This is a genomic window from Kitasatospora sp. NPDC057223, from assembly GCF_042669755.1.
In the GTDB taxonomy this organism is placed as follows: domain Bacteria; phylum Actinomycetota; class Actinomycetes; order Streptomycetales; family Streptomycetaceae; genus Kitasatospora.
This window is the reverse complement of sequence record NZ_JBHUWW010000042.1, coordinates 1-23,489: the sequence shown is the minus strand read 5'-3', so window position 1 is coordinate 23,489 and position 23,489 is coordinate 1. Positions and strand designations below refer to the sequence as shown.

General features: G+C 73.1%; 21 protein-coding genes. 15 read left to right on the top strand and 6 right to left on the bottom strand.

The window, feature by feature from the left end:
• Positions 1-42: 42 nt before the first annotated feature.
• The 14 genes from ACFUK0_RS17250 to ACFUK0_RS17185 all read left to right on the top strand — a co-directional run bounded on the left by ACFUK0_RS17250 (position 43) and on the right by ACFUK0_RS17185 (position 15,411).
• Positions 43-1,218: an FHA domain-containing protein gene (locus ACFUK0_RS17250; protein ID WP_380250898.1), complete on the top strand. Its 1,176-nt coding sequence runs from the start codon at positions 43-45 to the stop codon at positions 1,216-1,218.
• A 138-nt stretch (positions 1,219-1,356) separates the two neighbouring features.
• On the top strand, positions 1,357-2,274 hold the full coding sequence (locus ACFUK0_RS17245; RefSeq protein WP_380250896.1) for an ATP-binding cassette domain-containing protein: 918 nt from the start codon (positions 1,357-1,359) through the stop codon (positions 2,272-2,274).
• Positions 2,271-3,431 carry an ABC transporter permease gene (locus tag ACFUK0_RS17240; protein WP_380250894.1) on the top strand — a complete coding sequence of 387 codons (1,161 nt, stop codon included), beginning with the start codon at positions 2,271-2,273 and terminating at the stop codon, positions 3,429-3,431. The genes ACFUK0_RS17245 and ACFUK0_RS17240 overlap by 4 nt, the downstream gene beginning before the upstream one ends.
• Positions 3,432-3,722: 291 nt before the next feature.
• Positions 3,723-5,183 carry an MFS transporter gene (locus ACFUK0_RS17235; protein ID WP_380250892.1) on the top strand — a complete coding sequence of 487 codons (1,461 nt, stop codon included), beginning with the start codon at positions 3,723-3,725 and terminating at the stop codon, positions 5,181-5,183.
• A 23-nt stretch (positions 5,184-5,206) separates the two neighbouring features.
• Positions 5,207-6,280 (top strand): iron-containing redox enzyme family protein, encoded by a 1,074-nt coding sequence (locus tag ACFUK0_RS17230; protein ID WP_380250890.1) that lies wholly within the window; start codon positions 5,207-5,209, stop codon positions 6,278-6,280.
• Complete coding sequence (locus ACFUK0_RS17225; RefSeq protein WP_380250888.1) at positions 6,277-7,308, top strand: EamA family transporter; 1,032 nt, start codon at positions 6,277-6,279, stop codon at positions 7,306-7,308. Before ACFUK0_RS17230 ends, ACFUK0_RS17225 begins: the two co-directional genes overlap by 4 nt.
• On the top strand, positions 7,305-7,568 hold the full coding sequence (locus ACFUK0_RS17220) for an acyl carrier protein (protein ID WP_380250886.1): 264 nt from the start codon (positions 7,305-7,307) through the stop codon (positions 7,566-7,568). The genes ACFUK0_RS17225 and ACFUK0_RS17220 overlap by 4 nt, the downstream gene beginning before the upstream one ends.
• Positions 7,565-9,070, top strand: a complete 1,506-nt coding sequence (locus tag ACFUK0_RS17215; RefSeq protein ID WP_380250884.1) for an amino acid adenylation domain-containing protein — start codon at positions 7,565-7,567, stop codon at positions 9,068-9,070. Before ACFUK0_RS17220 ends, ACFUK0_RS17215 begins: the two co-directional genes overlap by 4 nt.
• Complete coding sequence (locus ACFUK0_RS17210; protein WP_380250882.1) at positions 9,067-10,239, top strand: acyl-CoA dehydrogenase family protein; 1,173 nt, start codon at positions 9,067-9,069, stop codon at positions 10,237-10,239. The genes ACFUK0_RS17215 and ACFUK0_RS17210 overlap by 4 nt, the downstream gene beginning before the upstream one ends.
• Positions 10,232-11,458, top strand: coding sequence for an acyl-CoA dehydrogenase family protein (locus ACFUK0_RS17205; RefSeq protein WP_380250880.1), 1,227 nt, complete (start codon positions 10,232-10,234; stop codon positions 11,456-11,458). Before ACFUK0_RS17210 ends, ACFUK0_RS17205 begins: the two co-directional genes overlap by 8 nt.
• Complete coding sequence (locus ACFUK0_RS17200; protein WP_380250878.1) at positions 11,458-12,252, top strand: class I SAM-dependent methyltransferase; 795 nt, start codon at positions 11,458-11,460, stop codon at positions 12,250-12,252. Before ACFUK0_RS17205 ends, ACFUK0_RS17200 begins: the two co-directional genes overlap by 1 nt.
• The gene (locus ACFUK0_RS17195; protein ID WP_380250876.1) at positions 12,249-13,436 is read left to right on the top strand and encodes a cytochrome P450; all 1,188 of its coding nucleotides are present in this window, start codon (positions 12,249-12,251) and stop codon (positions 13,434-13,436) included. The genes ACFUK0_RS17200 and ACFUK0_RS17195 overlap by 4 nt, the downstream gene beginning before the upstream one ends.
• Positions 13,433-14,458, top strand: coding sequence for a hypothetical protein (locus ACFUK0_RS17190; protein WP_380250874.1), 1,026 nt, complete (start codon positions 13,433-13,435; stop codon positions 14,456-14,458). Before ACFUK0_RS17195 ends, ACFUK0_RS17190 begins: the two co-directional genes overlap by 4 nt.
• The gene (locus tag ACFUK0_RS17185) at positions 14,455-15,411 is read left to right on the top strand and encodes a thioesterase II family protein (protein WP_380250872.1); all 957 of its coding nucleotides are present in this window, start codon (positions 14,455-14,457) and stop codon (positions 15,409-15,411) included. The genes ACFUK0_RS17190 and ACFUK0_RS17185 overlap by 4 nt, the downstream gene beginning before the upstream one ends.
• A gap of 314 nt (positions 15,412-15,725) precedes the next feature.
• On the opposite strand, the gene ACFUK0_RS17180 is transcribed toward ACFUK0_RS17185, so the two are convergent.
• The gene (locus tag ACFUK0_RS17180) at positions 15,726-16,649 is read right to left on the bottom strand and encodes a LuxR C-terminal-related transcriptional regulator (protein WP_380250870.1); all 924 of its coding nucleotides are present in this window, start codon (positions 16,647-16,649) and stop codon (positions 15,726-15,728) included.
• 501 nt (positions 16,650-17,150) lie between these two features.
• Here ACFUK0_RS17180 and ACFUK0_RS17175 point away from each other — a divergent pair.
• The gene (locus ACFUK0_RS17175) at positions 17,151-17,552 is read left to right on the top strand and encodes a globin (protein ID WP_380250868.1); all 402 of its coding nucleotides are present in this window, start codon (positions 17,151-17,153) and stop codon (positions 17,550-17,552) included.
• A gap of 5 nt (positions 17,553-17,557) precedes the next feature.
• Here the strand turns inward: ACFUK0_RS17175 and ACFUK0_RS17170 are convergent, their stop codons facing one another.
• The 5 genes from ACFUK0_RS17170 to ACFUK0_RS17150 form a co-directional block, all read right to left on the bottom strand.
• Positions 17,558-18,268, bottom strand: a complete 711-nt coding sequence (locus tag ACFUK0_RS17170; RefSeq protein ID WP_380250866.1) for a hypothetical protein — start codon at positions 18,266-18,268, stop codon at positions 17,558-17,560.
• Between the two features lie 93 nt (positions 18,269-18,361).
• Positions 18,362-18,811: an acyl-CoA thioesterase gene (locus tag ACFUK0_RS17165; RefSeq protein ID WP_380250864.1), complete on the bottom strand. Its 450-nt coding sequence runs from the start codon at positions 18,809-18,811 to the stop codon at positions 18,362-18,364.
• 143 nt (positions 18,812-18,954) lie between these two features.
• On the bottom strand, positions 18,955-20,619 hold the full coding sequence (gene ettA, locus ACFUK0_RS17160) for an energy-dependent translational throttle protein EttA (RefSeq protein ID WP_380250862.1): 1,665 nt from the start codon (positions 20,617-20,619) through the stop codon (positions 18,955-18,957).
• Between the two features lie 239 nt (positions 20,620-20,858).
• The gene (locus ACFUK0_RS17155) at positions 20,859-22,316 is read right to left on the bottom strand and encodes a Cys-Gln thioester bond-forming surface protein (protein WP_380250860.1); all 1,458 of its coding nucleotides are present in this window, start codon (positions 22,314-22,316) and stop codon (positions 20,859-20,861) included.
• 347 nt (positions 22,317-22,663) lie between these two features.
• Positions 22,664-23,215 carry a single-stranded DNA-binding protein gene (locus ACFUK0_RS17150; RefSeq protein ID WP_380250858.1) on the bottom strand — a complete coding sequence of 184 codons (552 nt, stop codon included), beginning with the start codon at positions 23,213-23,215 and terminating at the stop codon, positions 22,664-22,666.
• Positions 23,216-23,489 lie beyond the last annotated feature (274 nt).

Below are 23,489 nucleotides of genomic sequence, written 5' to 3'. Positions count from 1 at the left end.
GACGGAAACTGCCCCAACAGGCTGGAAACAAGGGGGGACCTGATGCCGATCTGCCCGAGGGGCCATGAGTCGCAGGCCGAGGACTGGTGCGACTTCTGCGGTTTCCCGATGACACCGCCACCCGGCCTGGCCGTGCCGGGCGCACCCGGCCACCTGCACCACCAGCCGCCCGCGCCGATGGCGCCGCCGCCGGCCTCCCAGGGCTTCCCGGACATCACCGAGGGCCTGGTGATCTGCCCGATCTGCCGCACCCCGCAGACCGGCCGGTACTGCGAGGAGTGCGGGTACGACTACGACCTGTCCTCGCCCTCCCAGCGCCGGCCCCCCGCCCAGGCACCGGGGAACCTCGCGCACCCGGTGCCGCCGGCGCCCCCGGCCAACCCCGGCATCCCCGCCGCGTACGGCGGTCCCCAGGCGCCGCAGGCACCTCAGCCACCCCAGGCGCCGCAGCCGCCGCAGGCCCCGGGCGGCTACGGCTACCCGCAGGCCAACCCGTACGAGCAGCCGTACGAGCAGCCGTACGAACAGCCCGCCTACGAGCAGCAGCAGCAGTACGAGCAGCCCGGCCCGTACGGGTACGAGCAGCAACAGCAGCAGTACGAGCAGCCCGCACCGTACGGCTACGAGAAGCAGCAGAACCCGTTCGAGCCCCAGCCCGCCCTCCGCGAGGGCACCGGCCCGGTGTACGCGCAGCCGGGGCCGACCCCGCAGGGCCAGGAGTTCGGCACCTCGTTCCGGCTGCAGCCGCCGGCGGCGCCCGGCGCCGACCAGAGCGGCGAGCAGGGCGGGGCGGCTCAGCAGCCGGTCCGCTCGACCTGGATCGCGGTGGTGTCCGCCGACCGCGACTACTTCACCGACATGATGGCGCGCAGCGGCCCCGAGGCCGCCGGGCTGTTCTTCCCGCCGTACTGCCCCGAGCGGCGGATCCCGCTGACCGGGCGCGGCCAGCTGCGGATCGGGCGGCGCAGCCAGCACCGCGGCACGGTGCCGGAGATCGACCTGTCGGTGCCGCCGGAGGACCCGGGCGCCTCGCACCAGCACGCGCTGCTCGCCGAGCAGGCGGACGGCAGCTGGGTGCTGGTGGACCAGGACTCGACGAACGGCACGACCGTCAACGGCGGCGCCGAGTCGATCACCCCGCACACCGCGATCCCGCTGAACGACGGGGACCGCGTGCACGTGGGGGCGTGGACGACGATCACGCTGCACCGGGCCTGACGGCGGAAGGCGTACGGGGCCGACGGAGGATCAGTTCTCCGCCGGCCCCGGCCCGTTCCTACCGGCGAGTAAAATGATCTTCAAGAAAATCCGCCGCGCGGGGTCGCCCCACCGGCCCGTCCCCTAGGGTCAGGGCACATGACTGCAGCTATCACCGCCGACGGGATACGTCAGCGGTACGGGGATGTCCAGGCTGTCGACGGGGTGTCGCTCACCGTCGAGACTGGCGAGTTCTACGGGATACTCGGGCCCAACGGGGCCGGCAAGACCACCACTCTGGAGATCCTGGAGGGGATCCGCAAGCCCGACGAGGGCCGGGTCGAGCTGCTGGGGCTGGCGCCCTGGCCGCGCAACCACGAACTGCTGCCGCGCATCGGCGTGCAGTTCCAGGCCTCCGCCTTCTTCCACAAGCTGACGGCGCGGGAGACCATCCGCACCTTCGCCTCGTTCTACGGCGTCGGGCCCAGGCGGGCCGACGCGATGCTGGAGCGGGTCGGCCTGACCGACTCCGCCGCCGTGATGACCGAGAAGATGTCCGGCGGCCAGGCCCAGCGGCTGTCCATCGCCTGCGCCCTGGCCCACGACCCCGAGCTGGTCTTCCTCGACGAGCCCACCACCGGCCTCGACCCGCAGGCCCGGCGCAACCTCTGGGACCTGCTGCGCGACATCAACGCCGAGGGCCGCACGGTCGTGCTCACCACCCACTACCTGGACGAGGCCGAGATCCTCTGCGACCGCGTCTCGGTGATGGACCACGGCAAGGTGCTCAGGACGGGCGCGCCCGCCGCCCTCGTCCGCGAGATCGACGACACCGTGCGGGTCAGCGTCGAGTCCGGTGCGGTGAGCGCCGAGACCGTCCGTGAGCTGCTCGCCGCGGCCGGCGCCGAGGTCGCCTCGGTGGAGGACGACGGCGTCACCCTCGCCATCGCCACCCGCGCCCCCGCGCCGGTGCTGTCCGTGCTCGCCGAGCGGGGCGCGCTGCGCGGCCTCGAAGTGCGCGGCGCCACCCTGGAGGACGTCTTCCTCCAGCTGACCGGACGGGAGTACCGCGCATGAGCGCCGAGCGCACGCAGACCGCGACCGGCGGCGTCCCCGCCCAGCGCACCGGCGGCGACGCCCCGGGCGGCGCCGCCGCGAAGGAGCGGGCCAGCGCCTTCCGCAGCCTGTCCCGGGTGATGATCACCCAGTTCCTGCGGGACCGCACCGCGGTGTTCTTCGTGATCCTCTTCCCGCTGATGTTCCTGCTGCTGTTCGGCACCCTGCTCAAGGGTGCGAGCAGCCCGCACGCCAAGGTCGCCCAGGTCGGCGCCGTCCAGGTGCTGGACTCCGTCCAGGGCGAGGCGCGGACGGAGCTGGAGAAGGTCCTCACCATCACCCGGACCGACGACGCGGCCGGCTCGCTCGCGAAGGTCCGCAAGGGCGACCTGGACGCACTGGTCCAGCAGGGCCCCGACGGCCGGATCGAGCTGCGCTTCAGCGCCGCCGACCAGGTCCGGGCCGGCAGCGTGCAGGGCATCGTCAACGCGATCGTCCAGCAGGCCAACCTGGCCGCCAGCGGCAGGCCCGCCACCTTCACCCTGGACACCGCCCAGGTGGAGGACAACTCCCTCAAGCCGATCCAGTTCCTCACCCCCGGCCTGCTCGGCTGGGCCATCGCCACCGGCGCCGTCTTCGGGGCCTCGCTGACGCTGGTCTCCTGGCGGCAGAAGAAGGTGCTGCGCCGGCTGCGGCTCGCCCCGGTGAACCCGGCCGCGATCGTCGCCTCCCGGGTCGCGGTGAGCGTGCTCACCGCCCTCACCCAGACCGCGGTCTTCCTGCTCGTCGCGACCACGCCCTACTTCGGGCTGAAACTCAGCGGCAGCTGGTGGCTGATCGTGCCGCTGGTGGTCTGCGCGACCCTCGCCTTCATGTCGATCGGCCTGCTGGCCGGCTCGCTGGCCAAGACCGAGGAGGCGGCGAACGGCATCTCGCAGATCATCGTGCTGCCGATGTCCTTCCTCTCCGGCTCGTTCTTCCCGCTGGACGACGCGCCGGGCTGGCTGAAGACGCTCTCCGACGTCTTCCCGCTCAAGCACCTGGTCACCGCCTCCCAGTCAGTGCTGACCCGCGGCGGCGGCCTGCTGGACGCCCTGCCCACGATGGGCGGACTGCTGCTCTTCGCCGCCGTGATGACCGCCATCGCCTCGCGGTTCTTCCGCTGGGAAGACGCCTGATCCTGCTCCACCGAAGGGGGCGCCGTCCGACCGGACGGCGCCCCCTTCGCCGTGCCCGCCACCGGCCGCCGGCACCCCGGCCGGGTGCCGCGTCTCAGGTTGCTGCCGTGCGCCCTGCATCTTGCTGCACCCGCAACCCCTGGGAGGCGCCCCGCCGCGCAGGCATTGTTCTCGGCATCGAGTACCGGCGAACCGCCACCCCCATCACCGAACTGACGTCACGTCATGTCCGGTGGGCGGCCGCCGGGGCTCCGTCCCGTACGGACCTCTGCCGAGAAAGCGAGCACCCGCATGACACTCCTGGCCGAATCCCCGGTGGCCGTCGGCCCACCCGCCGCACCACCCGCCGACCGGATGACCCGCCGGCACAAACTGATCCTGACCCTGCTGCTGGGCACCCAGTTCATGCTGACGGTCGACTTCTCGATCCTCAACGTGGCCCTGCCCGCCCTCGGCGCCGACCTCGGCTTCGCCAAGGAGAACCTGCAGTGGGTGGCGACCGCGTTCGCCCTGCCCGCCGCCGGCTTCACCCTCCTCTTCGGCCGCTTCGGCGACCTGCTCGGCCGCCGCCGGCTGTTCCTGACCGGCATGACGCTGCTCGCGGCGGCCTCGCTGCTCGGCGGTCTGGCGCAGAGCCAGGAAGTGATCATCGCCGCCCGCGTCCTCCAGGGCCTGGCCACCGCGATGGCCACCCCGGCCGCACTGTCGCTGCTCACCACCTCCTTCCCCGAGGGGCCGCTGCGCTCCCGGGCGCTGGGCCTCAACGGGGCTCTGCTGTCGGGCGGGTTCACCGCCGGCGCCCTCTTCGGCGGCGTCCTGACCGATGTCCTGACCTGGCGCTGGGCCTTCCTGCTCAACCTGCCGATCGCCCTGCTGGTGCTCGTCCTCGCCCCCGCCGTGATCCGGGAGAGCCGCACCCCCGACAAGGTCCGCCTCGACGTGCCGGGCGCCGTCACCGTGACGGCCGGCCTGCTCGCCCTCACCTACGGTTTCACCGCCGCCGGCACGTACGGCTGGGGCGACCCGTCCGCGCTCGTCCCGCTGCTGGCCTCGGCCGTGCTGCTGACCGCGTTCTACCTGATCGAGCGCCGGGCGGCCGCTCCGCTGGCACCCGTCCGGATCCTCAACCGCCCGTCCGTGAAGTGGGGCAACCTCGGCGGGTTCCTCGCGTTCGGCATGGAGACGGCCGTCATCTTCATGATGACCCTCTACCTCCAGGACGTGCTGCACTACTCGGCGCTCGCCACCGGCCTCGCGTTCGCGGTGCCCGGCGTGGCCGCGGTGGTCGCCGGCCTCGGCGCGTCGAGGATCATCGGCCGCTTCGGCAGCCAGGCCACCCTGGTGGGCGGGCTCGTCGTGCAGGCGGCGGCCAACGTCGGCCTGCTGTTCCTGGGCACCGACCGGCACTGGTTCATCGTGGTGCTGGCCGTCCTCGGCATCGGCTTCTACGGCAACGTCACCGCCATCGTGGGCTTCAACGTGACCGCGACCTCCGGCCTGCCGGACGAGGAGCAGGGCCTGGCGACCGGCCTGACCACGCTGACCCAGCAGATCGGCTTCACCCTCGGCATCCCGCTGCTCAGCTCGATCGTCGCCGCCGGGGCCGCCGGCTACGGCTCCACGACCGCACCGGCCCTCGCCCTGCTCGGCGGCATCCGCCTCGGCGTCGCGGTGGACATCGCCGTGACCGTGCTGGGCCTCGTCCTGATCGCGGTCTTCCTGCGCCGGGCCGCCCGCAAGAACGCGGTCTGACCACCTCATCCACAAGGAGCACCATGTCCCCCACCGCCACCGCCACGATCACCGCCGGGGAGCCGGCCGTCCGGATCCCGCGGATCGGCACGGACGCGCCCCGCACGTTCGTCGACCGCTTCACCCCCTGGCTCGCCCGCACCGCCGAGGAGCTGGACGACGCCTTCGGCGACCCAGCCACCCAGGCCGCCCTGCTGGACGTCATCGCCTCGCTCGCCGTGCTGCGCGCGGCCGGCGACGAGGACGCCTTCTTCGCCCAGCAGTACCTGCTCTCCCGGATCTACGCCCTGCACCTGCAACTCCCGTCCGGCGACAGCGCGGAGGGGTCCGTCGTCCTGCACGCCGTCACCCGACGCCTGGAGCTGGACACGATGGCGGCCGAGGACGCCGCACTGGACGCGACCGTGCTGGCCGCCGTCCCGGACGGGCAGGAGGGGTACGTCCCCTGGCTGAAGGAACTCACCCGCGCGCACCGGGCGTTCAAGCACCCGTACTACCACGAGTTCATCCGCAACGAGGCGACGCCGGCCGACCTGCGCAGATACGTGGTGCAGGAGTCGGCGGTCGACGCCCGCTTCGACGACCTGCTGGCGCTCATGCAACTGGGCACCAGCGGCGGCGAGAAGATGGAGATCGCCGCCAACTACTGGGACGAGATGGGCAACGGCGACCCGGCCCAGGTGCACACGCTGCTGTTCAGCCGCATCATCGACTCGTTCGGGATCACGGATGCCGAACTGACCGGCGGGCTCTCCGCCGAGGCCCTGCTCAGCGGCAACCTGGCCGTGCTGTGCTGCCGCTACCGCCACCTGTTCCCGGAGGCCGTCGGCTTCCTGGCGATGACCGAATGGCTCGTCCCGGACCGCTTCTCGCAGGTGCTGCACGCCTGGCGGCGCCTCGCCCTGCCGGACCCGGCGATCGTCTACCACGAGCTGCACATCGGGGTCGACGCGCACCACGCCAGCGGCTGGTTCGCCAACGTGGTGAAGCCCGCCGCCGCCGACCCGACCGCCCGGCGCGGGATGACCCGGGGCGCGCTGTGGCGGCTGAACTCCTCCGCCCGCTACCTGGACCACAGCCTGGGTGAGCGCCGGTGACACCGGCCCGACCCGCACCACGGCGGCTCCAGGTCGCCGCCGCCCTGCTGGCCGTCTGGGTGCTCTGGGGGTCGACGTACCTCGGCATCCGGGTGGTGGTGCGGGCCGCACCCGCCCTGCTCACGGCCGGCGTCAGGTTCACCCTCGCGGGCACCGTCCTGCTGGCGGCGGTGGCCTGGGGCTCGCGCGGGCGCGGCGGCATCGGGCCGCGGCTGCGCGGACGCACCGGCCGGTTCGCGACTCTCGGCGTCCTGCACTTCCTGGTCGCCAACGGCCTGGTGAGCATCGCCGAACAGCACCTGGCCTCGGCCGCCGCGGGCGTCTGCTTCGCGACGGTACCGCTGTGGCTGCTGGTGGTCCGGTGGCTGACCGGCCACCGCCCCGCCGCCACCGACCTGCTGGTGGTCGTCACCGGCCTGGCCGGCGTCGCACTGCTGCTGGGGCTCCAGCGGGGGCCGCTGCTGCCCTCGCTCCAGGTGCTCGCGGCGGCGGCGGTCTGGGCGGCGGCCGGCCACCTGGCCGGCCGGCCCGACCGCAGCACCGCTCCGCCCGCCGGCACCGCGCTGAGCGCGGCGGTCCAGATGATCGCGGGCGGCCTGGCGCTGCTGGCGGTCTCCGCGGGCCGCGGCGAGTGGGGGCGGGTGCACCCGGAGACCTTCGGTCCGACGTTCTGGCTGGCCGGCGGCCATCTCGTCCTGCTCGGCTCGCTGGTCGGGTTCTGGGCCTACACCTGGCTGGTGGCCCGGGTCGACCAGCGCCTCGCGAGCACCTACGCGTACGTCAATCCGGCCATCGCGGTGCTGCTCGGGTGGCTCCTGCTGGGCGAGCACCTCACCCGGGGCGCCCTCGCGGGCACCGCCCTGGTCACCGGCGCCGTCGCCTGGACGGTGCTGTCCCAGAGCCGCACCAGGGCGCAGCCGGCCGAACTCCGCACCACCCCTGTTCGCACCACTCCGGTCCCCAGCACTCCCGTCCGCACCAATCCCGTCCTTTCCACCCGATCCGAGAGAACGAAGGCAACCACATGAGCACCCTGCTGGCCGACACCGTCCGCGAGAGCCTGATCCGGACCCTCGGCACGATCAAGAAGCGCGAGGTCGGCGCCGAGCTGGCCGGCGACGACAACTTCATGCGCGCCCTCAACATGGACTCGCTGGACGCCGTCGAGCTGACCATCCGCCTGAGCGGCGACTTCGGGGTCGAGTTCGGCGCCGAGGCCGACGACCTGGACGCCCTGGAGAGCCTGACCGCCCTGATCGACCTCGTCGCGCGGCGGAGCACCCGGTGACCGGCACCCTTCTACGGGCCCTCGCCGAGCACGCCCGCAACGCTCCCGACCGCTGCGCCCTCGCGGCGGGCGGGCGCCGGACCGGCTACGCGCAGCTCCACAACGAGGCCCGCGGGGTCGCCGCCGCCCTCCGGCAGCGGGGCATCGGCCCCGGCGACCGGGTCGCGGTGCACGGCGAGAAGACCCCCGGCGCGGTCACCGCGATCCTCGGCGTGCTGCTCGCCGGAGCCGCGTACGTCCCGCTGGACCCGTCCGCGCCCGCCGCCCGCCGGCGCGCCCTGGTCGAGGACGCCGGCGCCGCCGCCGTGCTGACCGCCCGGGCCAGGGTGGAACAGCTCGCCGCCGACCTCGCCGCCACCCCGGTACTGGCCGTGGAGGACCTCGCCACGACCCCGGCGGACAGCCTGCCGGAGGCGCCCGCCGGCCCCGAGGACCTCGCGTACGTGCTCTACACCTCGGGCAGCACCGGCCGCCCCAAGGGCGTCTGCATCCCGCACCGCGCGCTCGACGCGTTCTTCGACGCCGTCGGCCCACTGCTCGGGATCGGCCCGGACTCGGTCTGCCTGAACACCTCCGCACTGCACTTCGACGTCTCCGTGGTGGACCTGCTGCTGCCGCTCGTCCACGGCGCGACCGTCCACCTGGGCCCGGCCGTCCCGCTGCCCGGCCTGCTGCTGGACCTGATCGAACGCGAGCAGGTCACCCACATGGCGGCGGTCGGCTCGACCCTCACCCTGCTCGCCCAGCACGGCGACGGCCTGACCGGCCGGCGTCTGGGCAGCCTGCGGCGGATCATGACCGGCGCCGAGATCCTCAACCCGGCGACCGTCCAGGCCTGGCTGTCGGCCGCCGGGAACGCCGAGGTCGTCAACGGCTACGGCCCGACCGAGGCGACCTGCCTGGTGGTGGCCCAGCCGATCGCCCGGCGCGAGCCCGGCCGCACCGAGCCCTACCCGATCGGCCGGCCGCTGCCCGGTGTGCGGATCGCCTTCCGCGACGCCGACGGCCGGGTGTCGGACAGCGGGCCCGGCGAGATCCTCGTCGCCGGGGCGCAGCTGATGACCGGCTACCTGAACCGCCCGGAGGAGGAGCGCTCCGCCTTCCTGGACGTCGACGGCGTGCGCCACTACCGGACGGGCGACCTGGGGCAGCTGCACCCCGACGGTGTGATCGCGTTCGCCGGCCGCGCCGACGACGAGGTCAAGGTCCGCGGCTACCGGATCAACCTGAACGAGGTGCGCGGCGCCGTCGAGTCGTACCCGGCCGTCGCCCAGGCCTTCGTCACGGCGGCCCCCGACCGGCGGGGCGAGGCGGCCCTGATCTGCGCCGTCCGGCTCCGCGACGGGGCCGCCGCCACCGAGAACGAGCTGGTGGCACACGTGGCCGGCCTGCTGCCGCGCTACATGGTGCCGCGCGAGTTCGTCCTCCTCCCCGACTTCCCCGCACTGTCGACCGGCAAGCCGGACACCGTGCGGCTCCGCGAACTGGTGGGTGCCCGATGACGCTGCAAGGTATCCGGACCGGCTGGTTCACCCCGGCCCAGGAGGAGCTGCGACGCGAGCTCGCCGACCACCTGGCCACCGAGGTGGAACCGCGGATCGCCGGCTGGGAGGCGGCGGGCAGCTTCCCGCTGCGCGAGGTGCTGACCGGCCTGGCCGGCCGCGGCTGGCTGGGGATGCGCTTCCCGCGCGCCCTCGGCGGCCGGGGCGCCAGCGCCTGGGAGCACGCCGTCTTCGCCGAGTGCCTCGGCGGACTCTCCTCGGACAGCGTCGGCATGGCCGTCACCGTGCACGCCGACATGGTGGCGCCGATGATCGCCGACAGCGGCCGGCCCGAGGCCGTCGAACGGTTCCTGCGCCCGGCCCTGGCCGGCACCGGCGTGCTCGCGCACGCCGTCTCCGAGGCAGGCGCCGGGTCGGACGTCGCCTCGGTCGCCGCCACCGCGACCCCGGCCGACGGCGGCTACGTCCTCAGCGGGACCAAGCGCTGGGTGGTCGGCGGCCTGTACGCGGACGCGTTCGCGGTGCTCGCCCGGCTGCCCGAGGCCAAGGGCCCGTTCGGCCACGTCCTGCTGATGGTGCCCGCCGACGTCGACGGCGTACGGGTACTGCCCGGCGCGCCGACGCTCGGGCTGCGCGCCGCCGGAGTCGCCGGGACGGTCGAGTTCGACGGTGTCTTCGTCCCCGAGGCCCACCGCCTCGGCGGGCACGGGCTCGGCCTAGTCGTCCAGCTCCGGCAGTTCGAGCAGGAGCGGATCATCTCCGCCTGCCGGGCGCTGGCGATCAGCTCCCGGCTGCTCGACCGCACCCAGGAACGGCTCGCCGAACGCAGCACCTTCGGCGCACCGATCGGCACCCGGCAGGACGTCGCGTTCCGGCTGTCCCGGCTCCAGGCGGAGGTGGAGAGCGCCCGACAGCTCGCGTACACGGCGATCGACCGGTGGCAGCACGGCGGGGAGCACCGCTCCGTGTCGGCCGCCGTGAAACTCCGTTCCAGCCGGCTCGCCCGCACCGTCGCCCGCGAGTGCCTGCACCTGCACGGCGCCGCCGGCCAGCTCGCGACCAGCCCGGTCAACCGGGCGTTCCGCGACGCCCGCCTCTTCTCCATCTCCACGGGATCGGACGAAATGATGATGACCACCCTCGCAAGCCTGGCAGGCTGGGATGACTGACACCCGGACCTCCCTCCCGAACCCCGGCCTCGACCTGGACCTGGACCTGGATGTGGATGTGGACCTCGATCCCGATCCGGACCCCGACCTGCGCCGGGAGCCCGCCTCCAACCCCGACCAGGACTACGCCGACCGCGTCGTCGCCTTCATCGACGCACACCCCGGCCTGGTCGCCGCCGAACGCTGGGAGGAGCCCGCCACCCCGCCCGTCCGGGAGCTGATCGCCGCCCTCGGCGCGGCCGGACTGCTCCGCGACGCCTGGCCGGACAAGGGCCGGGTCGGCCGCAGCCCGCTCTGCCTGGCGCTGGGCCGCGCCATCCAGCTGCACACGGCCTTCGCCCGGGCCGGCAACGGCGCACCCGGCGCGGCCGTCCTGACCCACCTGGAGGTCGGCACCCGCCTGCTCGCCCACCACCCGGCCCACCTCGACGGCCTGCTGGACGGCACCACCACCATCTCGCTCGCCGCCACCGAACCCGACGGCGGCAGCGACCTGGCCGGCCTGTCCACCACCGTCCGGCGGGTCGACGGCCGGCTCACCGTCAGCGGCCAGAAGTGGTTCATCAGCAACGCGCCGTTCGCCGACCTCCTGCTGGTCCTGGCCGACGACCCCGAGCAGGCCACCGGCCCGCGCAGCGGCCCCGCGCTGCTGCTGGTCGCCGTCGCGGGCGGCGGTGTCCGGGTCGAGTCGCTGGCCGGCTCCGGCCACACCGGGCTCACCGGCTCGATCGTGCTGGACGACGCCCCCGTCCTGGAGGTGCTGGCGCCCGCCGGGCAGGGCCTGCTGACCCTGATGCGGCACTGGATCCACGAGCGGGTGATGCTCTCCGTGCGGATGACCGAGATCGCCGCCGCCGTCCTGGACGACGCGGTGGCGGGAGCCCGCCGCCGCCGGACCTTCGGCGCCCCGCTGCTCACCAACCAGCACGTCCGCTTCCTGCTCGCCGAACTGTCCGCCGAGGTCTCCGAGGTGCGCTCCGCCGCCCTCCAGGGCGTCCGGCTGCTGGTCGAGGGGAGCTGCACCGCCGCGTACGCGGCGATGTGCAAGTACCGCGCCTCGGTGCTGCTGCGCCGGGTGGCCGACGAGTCGTTGCAGCTCGCCGGCGCCGACGGGTACCGGACCGGCCACCCGGCCGAACGCGCGCTCCGCGACGGCCTCGGCCTCGCGCTCGCCGGCGGCACCGACGAACTCATGCTGATGCAGATCGGACGAGGATGATGACGACGACCCAGGAACTCACCCGCCGGCCGTCCCCCTGGGACACCGGCCGCTACGACGCCCAGTTCGGCTACGTCTCGCGCCTGGCGGGCGGGGTGGTCGAACTGCTCGCCCCGCAACCCGGCGAGACCGTGCTGGACCTGGGCTGCGGCACCGGCGAACTCGCCGAGGTGATCCGCGCCCGCGGCGCCGCCGTCGTCCTGGTGGACAGCGATCCGGAGATGGTGGTCGCCGCCAGCACCCGCCTCCAGCAGGCCGCCACCCTCGCCGACGGACACGACTTCAGGGTCACCACCCCCGTCGACGCGGTCTTCTCCAACGCGGCCCTGCACTGGATGACCCGGCCCGACGAGGTCGTCCGGGCCGTCCGGGCCGCGCTGCGGCCCGGCGGCCGCTTCGTCGCCGAGATGGGCGGCGCGCGGAACGTCGCCGGGATCATCGACGCGCTCCGCCGGGCCCTGGCGGAACGCGGCCTGGCCGCGGGCATGCGGGTGCCGTGGTACTTCCCCGAGCCCGCCGAGTACGCCGCGCTGCTGGAGGCCAACGGCTTCCGGGTGAAACTGATCGAGCACTTCTCCCGCCCCACCGACCTGGACGACTGCCCCGAGGGCGTCGTCGACTGGCTCCGGATGTTCGGCAGCGCGCTGACCGAGCACGTCCCCGGGGCCGACCGCGAGGACGTCCTGCGCCGGGCCGGCGAACTGGCCGCGCCCGAGCTGCTCCGCGACGGCCGCTGGTACGCCGACTACTGGCGCCTGCGCTTCGTCGCGACCGCCGAGGGGGCCGGGCGATGAGCACCGCGACCGCCACGATCACCGACCAGGGCCTCGACTCCCGCGAGTTCCGCCTCGACCCGTACCCGGCGTACGCCCGGCTGCGCGCCGAGGGCCCGCTGGTCCGCTCCGAGACCGACCGCACCTACTACGTGACGACCCACCGGGCGGTGGGCGCCGTGCTGCGGCACAAGGACGCCTCCGTCGAGAGCCCGTTCCGCGCCTCACGGGTGCTGTTCGGCCGTACCGTGATGGACGTGGAGGGCACCGAGCACGCCCGGCTGCGCTCGCTCACCGGCCGCAGCTTCGCGGCCCCCGCCGTACCCGGCCACCTGGAGGAACTCGTCCCCGGCGCCGTGCACGGCGTGATCGACGCACTGGCCGGCCGGGGCCGCGCGGACTTCGTCGCCGACTTCGCCAACGAGGTCCCGATCCGGGTGATGTCCCGGATCATCGGTGTCCGCGCCGAGGACGTCGCCGCGTTCCAGTCCTGCACCGACGCGGTGATCGCCTACTTCGACTCGGCCACGCCCGAGCGCCGCCGCAGCGCCGTCACCGCCTGGGCCGGCATGCGCGCCCTGCTGCACCGGCGGCTCGACGAGCTGCGCCCGGCCCCCGACGGCAGTGTGATCGGGCAGCTCCTCGCGGCCACCGCCGAGGGAGCCGAGGTCGGCGACGACGAGATCGTCCGTCAGATCGGCCTGCTGATCCCCGCCGCGATCGACACCAGCAACCGCCTGCTGGCCAACGTCCTGCACATCCTGTGCAGCCGCCCCGAACTGCTCCGGCAGGCCTACGCCGAACCCGCCCTGCTCGACGGGATCGTCGAGGAGACGCTGCGGTTCGAACCGCCGATCCACAGCACCGTCCGGATCTGGGCGGGCGGCGAACTGCTCGGCACCGACGTCCCCCGCGGGTCACTGCTCACCGTGCTGCTCGGCTCCGCCAACCGCGACCCCGAGGTCTTCACCGACCCCGACGTGTTCGACCCCCGGCGGGCCGCGAACCCGCACCTGTCCTTCGGAGCCGGCCGCCACCAGTGCATGGGCCGCCGGATGGCGCTCGCCGAGGTGACCACCGCGCTGCGCATCCTGCTGGAGCGCTGCCCCGGCCTGCGCTTCGCCGAGTCCCGCCCCGACCCCGTCGAGGGTTTCAGTTTCCGTTCCCCCGCCACGCTCGTCCTCCAGTACGGGAGCCCCGCATGAACGCCGGCCAGACCGACCACCAGTCCGAGACCACCGGCCTGCGGTGGGAGGCCGTGGAGAGCGTCTACTACGACTGCCACGTGGTGAGCCTCGCCCAGCTGCTGCCGAGCCGGCTCTTCGCCGCGTTCCTGCTGGTCGCCGGCGCACCCCGGATCCGCTCCGACTGGGGCGGCCTGACCTGCCGGAACCTGCTGGACAGCGAGGCCGCCCGGGACGTCGTCCTGCTCCAGGAGTTCGGCGTGGAGAAGTACCACCTGCCGGTGGACGGCGACCTGGAGGCCACCATCAGGGCGTCCGTGCGCGAACACGGCCACTGCATAGCCCGGGTGGACAGCTACTACCACGAGCACTTCCAGGAGTACTACCTCCAGGAGCACCGCACCAACGGCCACAAGGTGACGGTCATCGACTTCGACCGGGACACCTACACCGGCATCGACAACGTCGGTGTCCGCACCCTGGCGCTGACCTTCGACCGCGGGCTGTTCGTCGAGGCGGTGCGCTCCAACCTCTTCCACGTGTACGAGAAGCACGACACCCTCTACCGCCTGAACGTCGGCGACCTCGCCCGGCAGCGGCTCGCGGACGGGACGGTGGCGGCCCGCGAGCAGCGCGCGATGGCCGGCTTCCTCGCGGACCGGGCCCGGCTGGCGACCGAGATCGACGCCTACCGGGAGGAGTTCACCCGCGACCTGGCCGGCCCCGCCACCCGGCGCTACGCCCAGCTCGCCAACTCCTACACCACGGCGCTGATGATCGAACGGGCCTACCTGGCCCTGGTCGAGGCGCACGGACGGACCACGGAGCCGTGGGAGGTGCTGCCCGACCGCGGCGAGCACCTGGTCGCCGCGCTGAACGAGGCCCTGAAGGCCTGGCGGATGCTCAAGATGCTGTGCCGGGCCGCCCAGCTGGGCAACGACATCAAGGACGGCGCACTGCTCGGTGCGCTCGGCCGGGTGGTCGCGGCGGAGCACGCGAGCGTGGCCGCCGCCCTGCTCGCCCGGGAGGTGGTCCCGGCGTGAGGTTGTTCCTGCTCCCCCCGGCCGGCGCGTCCGCGGGCGTCTTCCGGGCCTGGCCGGACGAACTGCGGGCCCGCACCGCCGGGTTGCCGCTGGACACCGTGCCGGTCGAGCTGCCCGGCCGGGGAACCAGGATCGCCGAGAAACCCCTCACCTCACTGCCCGCGCTGGTGGACGAACTGGCCCGGGAGCACACCCCCGAGCCGGGCGTGCCCTGGGCCGTGGTCGGGCACAGCATGGGCGCACTGCTCGGCGCGGCCTGGGCCGCGAGGGCGGCGGCCGACGGGCGGGCGCCGGAGTTCCTGGTGCTCAGCGCCTCGGCCCCGCCGTGGCTGTACTCGACGGCGGCCGACCTGATCGGTACCGACGAGGAGTTGTGGCAGCGGGTCGACGCGCTGGGCGGACTGCCCGCCGTCGTCCGGGCCAGTCCGCTGGCCCGGCGGCTGGTGGGGCGGGTGCTCCAGGCCGACGTGACGGCGGCCGCGCGCTACCGCCCGGCCGGGCCCGAACCGGTCGGCTGCCCGGTCCTCGCGGTGCGCGGCGCCGAGGACCCGTTGGTGGACGCCGCACTGGTGGCCGGCTGGTCGGCGCTGACCGACCGGGGCTTCGAGGAGGTGGAGCTCCCCGGCGGGCACTTCTACCGCTCCGGCCTGGACGACCTGCTGCCCGTCGTCGCCGGGCGCCTGCTCGCCCGCCCCGGCGCCCCCGGCGCACCCAGCACCGTCCGGATCCGGACCGACAGCGCCCGCGACGCCGAAGCCGCACCGGTCGCCGCGGCCCGGCTGCTCGCGCAGCTCCCCGCCCGGTGGCGTACGGACTACCGCAGCACCGACGGCGCGGAGGTGGAGCTGCACGGCTACGCACCGGACGAGCCCGCACTGCGGAGCGCGGTCGCCCGGGCGCTCGGTGACCCGGCCCTGCGGGCCTGGCGGCTGTCCGGCGACGGAGGGTCGTGAGCCGCGCCCGGCGTCCGGCGCCTGGCAGCATGCTGCAACCGGCGTGCAGCATGCTGGCGGCGCCGGCGGCCCGGGCGGGACGCTCCGGCTGGCAGATTGGTCGGTCCGGGGAATCCGCCCCGGGATTGCGCCCGGGCGACCGGAGCCGACGGAGGCAGACATGAACGTGTTCCAGACCAGCAGCGCGCACCCGGACAGAGCCGTGGAGTCCGGCAACGGCTGGGAGTGAGGCGCAGCACTCCGGCAGTCCCCGGGATCCGGCCCCCTCACGGCGAGCCGGCCTCGGATCCGGCCGACCCCAGATCCGGCCCGCCTCAGATCCAGCCCGCCTCCTTGGCCAGCATCGCGGCGTGGAACCGGTTGGCGGCGTTCAGCCGCTGCATCAGGTCCGCGACGTACCGGCGGAAGGTCCGCAGCGAGACCCCCATCCGGCGGGCCCCCACCTCGTCCTTCTCCACCTCGCAGAGGATCCTCAGCACCTGCCGCTCGGCCTCGGAGAGCACGGCCGCACCGGTGGAGTCGGCGATCTCCGGCGCGGAGGACCAGATCTCCTCGAACAGCCGGACCATGCCCGTGACCAGGCCCGCCTGCCGGATCACCAGCGCTCCCCGCGCGGAGTCCTGCGGGTCGACCGGCACCACCGTCACGGCGCGGTCGTAGCAGACCAGCCGCTCCATGGACCGGTCCGCGACCCGGACCTGCGCCCCCAGGCCGACGACCTCCTGGAGGTAGGAGCGGGTGACGGGGTTCTCCGCGGCCTCCCGGGAGACCACCGTGCGCAGCGAGAGGCCCCGGGCCAGGCACCGCAGGTCGAGCGGCCGGCAGAACGCGATCAGCCCCGGCGAGAAGGACGGCTGGAGGGCCAGCACCTCGTGCCGGGCGAAGAACGCCAGGTCGTCGAGTCGCGCCCGGATGTCGGCCAGCCCCTCGATCCGCTCGATGTCCATCGGCGGCGGCTGTGCACGGCCGCTCCGGAAGAGGTCGATGAGTTCGGGGATGGCTGCCCGCACCGCCGTCACCCGGCGCAGTTCCTCGTTGAGCTCGGTGAAGCGCCGGGAGATCAGCCGCTCGACGGCGACGGCCGGGTCGATCACCGTCCAGTGCCCGGTGTCCCCCTCCACCCGGCGGACCAGCCCGTTCTCGGCCAGCCCGCTGAGGGCGGCGGCGACCTCCTCGGCCGGCAGTCCGGGCGCGGCCGGCTCCGCCTGGTCCGGGTGTTCCAGCAGGTGGTGGTACATCTGTAGTCCAGGGGCGTTGACTCCGAGGCAGCTCAGGTCGATCACCGCTGCGCCCCCGCCCGCTTGCCGTGCCGCATCGCTTCCTCCGTGTCGCCGCACCGTCCGCCGTGCTGTCGGCCCGCCGTACTGTCGGCCAAGGGTCGGCCGAAGCTCGGCCGAGGGTATAAATAAACCGTTCAGAAGGTTTGTTTTGACCGCGGACCCCTGCCCCGGGAGCGGGCGCGCGATGGCGCGCCGTCCGGCGGAGGGCGGCAGTCGGAGTGGTCACATCGGGCGGATCGCCCGTGACGCGGGAGCGGGGCCCGGCCCGCCGAATCAGCGGACGGCCGTTGCGGGCGGCAACCTCGTGGATCACCGTCGACGCCCGTAAAATATACCTTCCTGGATGTATTTTGCAATGCCCGGACCGCACGGCACCGAGCCCGGCGCCCCGGACGCGGGCGCGGACGTACGCCGAAAGTCCTGGTGTACGACCCCTGTGCCGTCTGCGACCATGGTCAGGTGACTGAAACCGGGCGTGAAACACTCAGCGAGGAGACCTTTTTCGACGCGGTCGGCGGCGAGGACACCTTCCGGCGACTCGTCCACCGCTTCTACCAGGGCGTCGCCGAGGACGAGTTGCTGCGGCCGATGTACCCGGAGGACCTCGGCCCCGCCGAGGAGCGCTTCGCCCTCTTCCTGATCCAGTACTGGGGCGGCCCGCGCACGTACAGCGATCAGCGCGGCCACCCCCGGCTGCGGATGCGGCACGTGCCGTTCAAGGTCGACCGCGCCGCCCACGACGCCTGGCTGCGGCACATGCGCACGGCCGTGGACGAGCTCGGCCTGGCCCCCGACGCCGAGCGCCAGCTCTGGGACTACCTCACCTACGCCGCCGCCTCGATGATCAACAGCGAGGGCTGAGCCGGCTACCGGCCCCGCAGCGGGCTGAGGCCGAGGCCCGCCCCCGGCGCCGCGGCGCTCCGGACGGCGACCGAGCCGGCCGGCGCGCTCAACCGCAGCCACCCGCCGGCCCGGTGCACCGTCAGCGGCGCGGCCGGCTTCAGGAACCCGATCACGTACGAGGCGTGCGCCGCCCGCAACGGCAGCTCCGGCGCCGCGGTCAGCGGGCGGGACCAGATCTCGTCGGCCAGGGCGTCCAGCACGGCGCGGGTGCGGTGCGGCTCGGGGACGGCCGCACTGCGCTCCTTGAACTCCCGTACGCCCGCCATCAACTCGGGGACCACCTCGAACGCCGGCGGCTCGGCGACCAGCCGCCAGCCCGTGCGCGGCGGCAACAGGCCGGCCCAGGCCGGGCCGGTGACGGAGGCGGGCAGGGTGACGGCGTTCGCGCTCTCGTCGATGTCCTCCAGCAGGCGGCCCGCCGACACCGTGCGGTCGACCGGCGCGTCCAGCCCGGCGAGCCGCGCGGTACGGACGGCGAGCGCACCCGAACCACCCAGCGGCAGCCGCCCGAAGACGGCCAGCACGTCCTGCCCGGCGGCCTGCGCACCGCTCCCCGACACCGCCTGCAACCGCACCGCCGCCGCCCGGTCGAAGCGCAGCAGCCGCACCAGGAAGGCGGCCAGGTCGGCGGCCTCCCCGGCGTCGGCGAGGAGGAGACGGGCATGACTGGTCAACGGGGGCTCACTCCGGGATCGGCGGTGCCTGCACGCGCGCAGGGCTCGGCCGCGCGACGCAGCCGTACTGGATTCGGCAAAGGGAGGGCGCGGTCAGGCCGCGGCAACGGCAACGGGCTCCGGCACGTCCGTGAAACGGCTCAGGAACTCCCGCTCCACGGCGCTGATCCGTCGCGGCCGGGCGGCCTGCAGGTCGTAGGGCACGACGACGGTGGACGCCCGGACGTAGACCGTCTCGGTGCCGTCCTCGGCCGTGTCCTTCACCTCGTACGAGACGGTCAGCGAGGCGACGCCGATCTTGGTCACCCAGGTCTCGATGGTGACCGGCGTCGGCCGGTGCACCAGCGGACGCTTGTAGTCGATCTCGTGGCGGGCCACCACCGAACCGCCCGCGAACTCCCCGGCGCCGGCCTCGGCGGCCTGGGTGAACATGAAGTCGATCCGGGCCTCCTCCAGGTAGCGCAGGAAGACCACGTTGTTGACGTGCCCGAAGGCGTCCATGTCGGACCACCGCAGTGGGCAGGCGTAGATGTGGCGTGCCACGAGTGTTCTCCTCAAACTTCCGATACCCCGCCGGTCTCCTACGAGCGTACGGGCAACGGCCCGGCAGACCGGCCTCAGGGCCGGTCTGCCGGGCCGTTGTCACAGGGGAGCACCGCCGAGCGGCGGCGCCCCCGTGCGGGCGGTCAGCCCCGGGTCAGCTTCTTGTAGGTGGCCCGGTGCGGGCGGGCGGCGTCGGCGCCCAGCCGCTCGATCTTGTTCTTCTCGTACGACTCGAAGTTGCCCTCGAACCAGAACCAGTTGCTGTCACCCTCGTACGCGAGGATGTGCGTCGTCACCCGGTCCAGGAACCACCGGTCGTGGGAGATGACCACGGCGCAGCCGGGGAACTCCAGCAGGGCGTTCTCCAGCGAGGAGAGCGTCTCGACGTCCAGGTCGTTGGTGGGCTCGTCGAGGAGCAGCAGGTTGCCGCCCTGCTTGAGGGTGAGCGCCAGGTTGAGGCGGTTGCGCTCACCGCCGGAGAGGACGCCCGCCGGCTTCTGCTGGTCCGGGCCCTTGAAGCCGAACGCGGAGACGTACGCGCGGGACGGCATCTCGACCTGGCCGACGTTGATCCAGTCCAGCTCGTCGGAGACGACGGCCCAGAGGGTCTTCTTCGGGTCGATGTTGGCGCGGCCCTGGTCGACGTAGCTGACCTTGACCGTCTCGCCGACCTTGATCGAGCCGCTGTCCGGCGTCTCCTCGCCGAGCAGCATCTTGAACAGGGTCGTCTTGCCGGCGCCGTTCGGGCCGATGACGCCCACGATGCCGTTGCGCGGCAGGGTGAAGCTGAGGTCGTCGATCAGGACCTTGTCGCCGAAGCCCTTGGAGAGGTTGTTGACCTCGACCACGATGCTGCCCAGGCGCGGGCCCGGCGGGATCTGGATCTCCTCGAAGTCCAGCTTCCGCATCTTGTCGGCCTCGGCCGCCATCTCCTCGTACCGGGCGAGGCGGGCCTTGGACTTGACCTGACGGCCCTTGGCGTTGGAGCGGACCCACTCGAGTTCTTCCTTGAGCCGCTTGGCGCGCTTGGCGTCCTTCTGGCCCTCGACCTTGAGGCGGGACTGCTTGGCCTCCAGGTACGTCGAGTAGTTGCCCTCGTAGCCGATCGCGCGGCCGCGGTCGAGCTCCAGGATCCAGCCGGCCACGTTGTCCAGGAAGTACCGGTCGTGGGTGACGGCCACGACGGTGCCGGCGTACTTGGCCAGGTGCTGCTCCAGCCAGTTCACCGACTCGGCGTCGAGGTGGTTCGTGGGCTCGTCGAGGAGCAGCAGGTCGGGGGCCTCCAGCAGCAGCTTGCAGAGGGCCACGCGGCGGCGCTCACCACCGGAGAGCTTGGTGACCGGCCAGTCACCGGGCGGGCAGCCCAGCGCGTCCATGGCCTGCTCCAGCTGGGCGTCGAGGTCCCAGGCGTTGGAGTGGTCCAGCTTCTCCTGGAGCTTGCCCATCTCGTCGAGCAGCTCGTCGGAGTAGTCGGTCGCCATCAGCTCGGCGATCTCGTTGAAGCGGTCCAGCTGGCCCTTGACCTCGCGCACGCCGTCCTGGACGTTCTCCAGCACGGTCTTGGTCTCGTCGAGCGGGGGCTCCTGGAGGAGCATGCCGACGGAGTAGCCGGGCGAGAGGTAGGCCTCACCGTTCGAGGGCTGCTCAAGGCCGGCCATCATCTTCAGCACCGTGGACTTACCGGCGCCGTTGGGGCCAACGACACCGATCTTCGCCCCGGGGAGGAAGTTGAGCGTCACGTCGTCAAGGATGACCTTGTCGCCGTGGGCCTTGCGCAGCTTGCGCATGGTGTAGATGAATTCCGCCACGTGAGATCGCTCCGGCGTCGTCGGGAGTATTCGGCTTGCAGCCTTCCATTGTGCCGCACCGGGCACGGCCTCCCGAACGCCCGTGGTAGCGGCCGGCCTCCGCACGCGACGCCGTACGGCTGCGTACGACGGCCGACGGTCCGGCCCCCGCGGGGTGCGGGGACCGGACCGTCGGGTCGCGCAGGGCGGTCACGCCCTACCGGTGGGCCGGGCTACGGCTTCCGCCGCGGGGCGCCGGCTCAGGCTGCGGCGCCACCGTGGCGGCCGCGGCGGCGCAGCACGAACACCGCTGCCGCACCGGCCACCACGAGGGCTCCGGCGACACCGGCGATCACCGGGGTGGCGCTGCTGCCACCGGTCTGGGCGAGGCTGGGACCGGCCGGGGCGCTGGTGGCGACGGCGGCCGCCGGGGTGCTCGCGGAGGAGGTGGCGACGGGGGTCGCGGACGGGGTCGGGCTCGCGGTCACGGCAGCCGACGGGCTGCTGCTCGCGGACGGCGAGGCCGACGGGGTGGTGACGCTGGCGACCTTGCAGTCCAGCACGCCCTGGAACTCCTGGGCGAAGCCGTTCGGCCCGGTGACCTTGATGTCGTAGGCGGTGTCCTCGGCGACGGGGACGAGGACCTTGACGGGCTTGCCGGGCTGCACGCTCACGGCCTTGCCCGGCTGCACGGTGACGGTGGCGGGCTGGTCACCCGTGTTGGTGACCGTCACCTCGACGCCGTTCTGGGTGCAGTCGACCTTCGACGTGGCGGTGAGCAGCGCGCCCTTGGCCTTCGTCCAGGCGGCCTTGGCGCTGTCGCTGACGGCGAGGGTGTCGGAGCCGGCCAGGATCATCGTCTGGCTGTGCTTCTTGGCCGTGTAGCCCTTGCTCAGGAAGACCCGGCCGGTCGGGACGACGGTCGTGGCGGAGGCCGTCACGGTGGCGGAGCCGTCCGCCGCGTCGGCGGGGACGTCCAGGAAGAACTGGGTGTCCTTCGCGATCGGGCCCTTCAGGGCGGCGAGCGGCTTGCCGTCCTTGTCCACCAGGGCGGCCTTGCCGGCGGTGTCACCGGACAGGGCCAGCTTGACCTCGTCCGCGCTGCTGTTGAGCGTGAACGGGCCGAGCTTGCTGCCGGGGGCGCCCGCGACGCTCTCGGGGGTGAGGGCGAGCGAGGGCTTCGGCTCGGCGGCGATGCCCTTGTTGCGGTCGCCGACGAGGTACTCGGTGAGCTTCTTCGCGTTGGCGTTCTTCGGCGTGGCCTGCTTCTTGCCGTCCGAGAACTGCCAGATCGCCGCCTGGGTGCCGGCCGCCGCGTCCGCCTTCGTCAGCTCGGCCGCACCGACGGTCTTCGCGAGCGCCGTGAGGTCGGTGACCTTCGGGTAGGAGTTCTCCAGGATCCAGCGGATCTTGGCCGCGGCGTCGGCCTTGTTCGCCGCGCCGAGGGAACTCGACTTCCAGTCCGCCTCCTGGTACTCGACCTTGTCCTCGGTGTCGACGCCGTGGTCGATGTCGATGCAGTACGTCTGGATGGTGCCGTTCGCCGTCTTCAGGGTGAACAGACCGCCCTGCACCGAGCGGCCCGGCTCGACCGAGATCTCCTCGCTCTCCATGGCCGGCTGGAGGACGGCGCTGACGCCCGCGCCCGAACCGTCGGCAGCCGTCGCCGAGCCGGTGGCGAGGACGCTTCCACCCACCACGAGGCTGGATGTGAGCATGACAGTAGCTATGCGGGGGAGAATCCACCCCTGCTTGTGGAACATCAGTGATCCCTCCGGGTCGGGCCATGCCGAAGGCGGCCCGCCTTGCATTGACACGCCCCCTGAGGCGCCGCTGCACTTGTGTGAACCAGAGGCATCCTATTGAGCCGAGAGGGCGCGCAAACCACCGTACCGAATCAGGACGATACCGTATCTGTATCGTTATCAACCTGCTGATCGCCCTCATCTGCTGACGGCCCGCCAGGCGATCACGGTGATTCAACGGCCGATCCGAATTGCGCCTTCGTTAGGTCAAGAAGTATCCGGATGACAGCACTTGGCAACGGCGCCGAACGGACCGCGGGTCACACGACGGCCGCCTCCCCCTCGGGCAGCGGCCCGCCCGCCGCCTCCCGGCCCGCCCCGACGGAGGCCCGCCTGGCCTCCACCGCCGCGACGATCCACTCGGGCACCGCGGTCTCGGCCGGCGCCCCGCCCGGCGTCGCCGCACCGGTCTCCTTCTCCGCCCCGGCCCCGGGCAGGGGCTCGGCCCTGGCCCGCACCGCCCAACGGAACGCCGAGGTACCGCGACTGAGGTCGTGCCCGACCGAACGGGCGTCGATCTCGACCGAGCTCCGGCGCCGCTCGCCCTCCTCCCACTCCCTGATCCTCAGCCGGCCGCTCACCACCACCGGATCGCCCTTGCTCAGGGAGCTCACCAGGTTGGCCGCCAGCCACCGCCAGGCGACCACCGTGACCCAGTGGGTGTCACCGTCGACCCACTCGCCCTTCACCCGGTCGTAGCGCCGCTCGGTGGCGACCAGCCGGAAGTTCGCCACCGGAACTCCACCGGTCGTCTGCGTGTAGCTCACCGCCGACGCGACATTTCCGAGCATTGTCACCAGCGTCTCGTTCATGGCACACACTCCCTTCACACCGATGCACCGTACGGAATCGACCGGCACGAGTTGAGAGTGTCCTTCACCGAAAATCCCCACAAGCCGGATCCCAATTCCTGTGGACAACCGGGGCATGTGGATAACCCGGGTCACTCTCCGAGGTGAATTTCCCGATCGGCGGCGGCTTTCGCGGCCGGCGCGCCGGAGCGTGCGCCGGCCGGCCCGCGGCCGCCGTCCTCGCCGGCCGCCGCCGGCAGGAGCCGGGGCGGCGCGGCGCGGCCGCCCGCGGCGC

What these genes read in the sequence shown, in the direction of transcription:
- ACFUK0_RS17250 (WP_380250898.1), top strand. Translation starts at nt 43, where the DNA reads ATGCCGATCTGCCCGAGGGGCCATGAGTCGCAGGCCGAGGACTGGTGC.
- ACFUK0_RS17245 (WP_380250896.1), top strand. Translation starts at nt 1,357, where the DNA reads ATGACTGCAGCTATCACCGCCGACGGGATACGTCAGCGGTACGGGGAT.
- ACFUK0_RS17240 (WP_380250894.1), top strand. Translation starts at nt 2,271, where the DNA reads ATGAGCGCCGAGCGCACGCAGACCGCGACCGGCGGCGTCCCCGCCCAG.
- ACFUK0_RS17235 (WP_380250892.1), top strand. Translation starts at nt 3,723, where the DNA reads ATGACACTCCTGGCCGAATCCCCGGTGGCCGTCGGCCCACCCGCCGCA.
- ACFUK0_RS17230 (WP_380250890.1), top strand. Translation starts at nt 5,207, where the DNA reads ATGTCCCCCACCGCCACCGCCACGATCACCGCCGGGGAGCCGGCCGTC.
- ACFUK0_RS17220 (WP_380250886.1), top strand. Translation starts at nt 7,305, where the DNA reads ATGAGCACCCTGCTGGCCGACACCGTCCGCGAGAGCCTGATCCGGACC.
- ACFUK0_RS17210 (WP_380250882.1), top strand. Translation starts at nt 9,067, where the DNA reads ATGACGCTGCAAGGTATCCGGACCGGCTGGTTCACCCCGGCCCAGGAG.
- ACFUK0_RS17205 (WP_380250880.1), top strand. Translation starts at nt 10,232, where the DNA reads ATGACTGACACCCGGACCTCCCTCCCGAACCCCGGCCTCGACCTGGAC.
- ACFUK0_RS17200 (WP_380250878.1), top strand. Translation starts at nt 11,458, where the DNA reads ATGACGACGACCCAGGAACTCACCCGCCGGCCGTCCCCCTGGGACACC.
- ACFUK0_RS17195 (WP_380250876.1), top strand. Translation starts at nt 12,249, where the DNA reads ATGAGCACCGCGACCGCCACGATCACCGACCAGGGCCTCGACTCCCGC.
- ACFUK0_RS17190 (WP_380250874.1), top strand. Translation starts at nt 13,433, where the DNA reads ATGAACGCCGGCCAGACCGACCACCAGTCCGAGACCACCGGCCTGCGG.
- ACFUK0_RS17180 (WP_380250870.1), bottom strand. Translation starts at nt 16,649, where the DNA reads ATGTACCACCACCTGCTGGAACACCCGGACCAGGCGGAGCCGGCCGCG.
- ACFUK0_RS17155 (WP_380250860.1), bottom strand. Translation starts at nt 22,316, where the DNA reads ATGCTCACATCCAGCCTCGTGGTGGGTGGAAGCGTCCTCGCCACCGGC.
- ACFUK0_RS17150 (WP_380250858.1), bottom strand. Translation starts at nt 23,215, where the DNA reads ATGAACGAGACGCTGGTGACAATGCTCGGAAATGTCGCGTCGGCGGTG.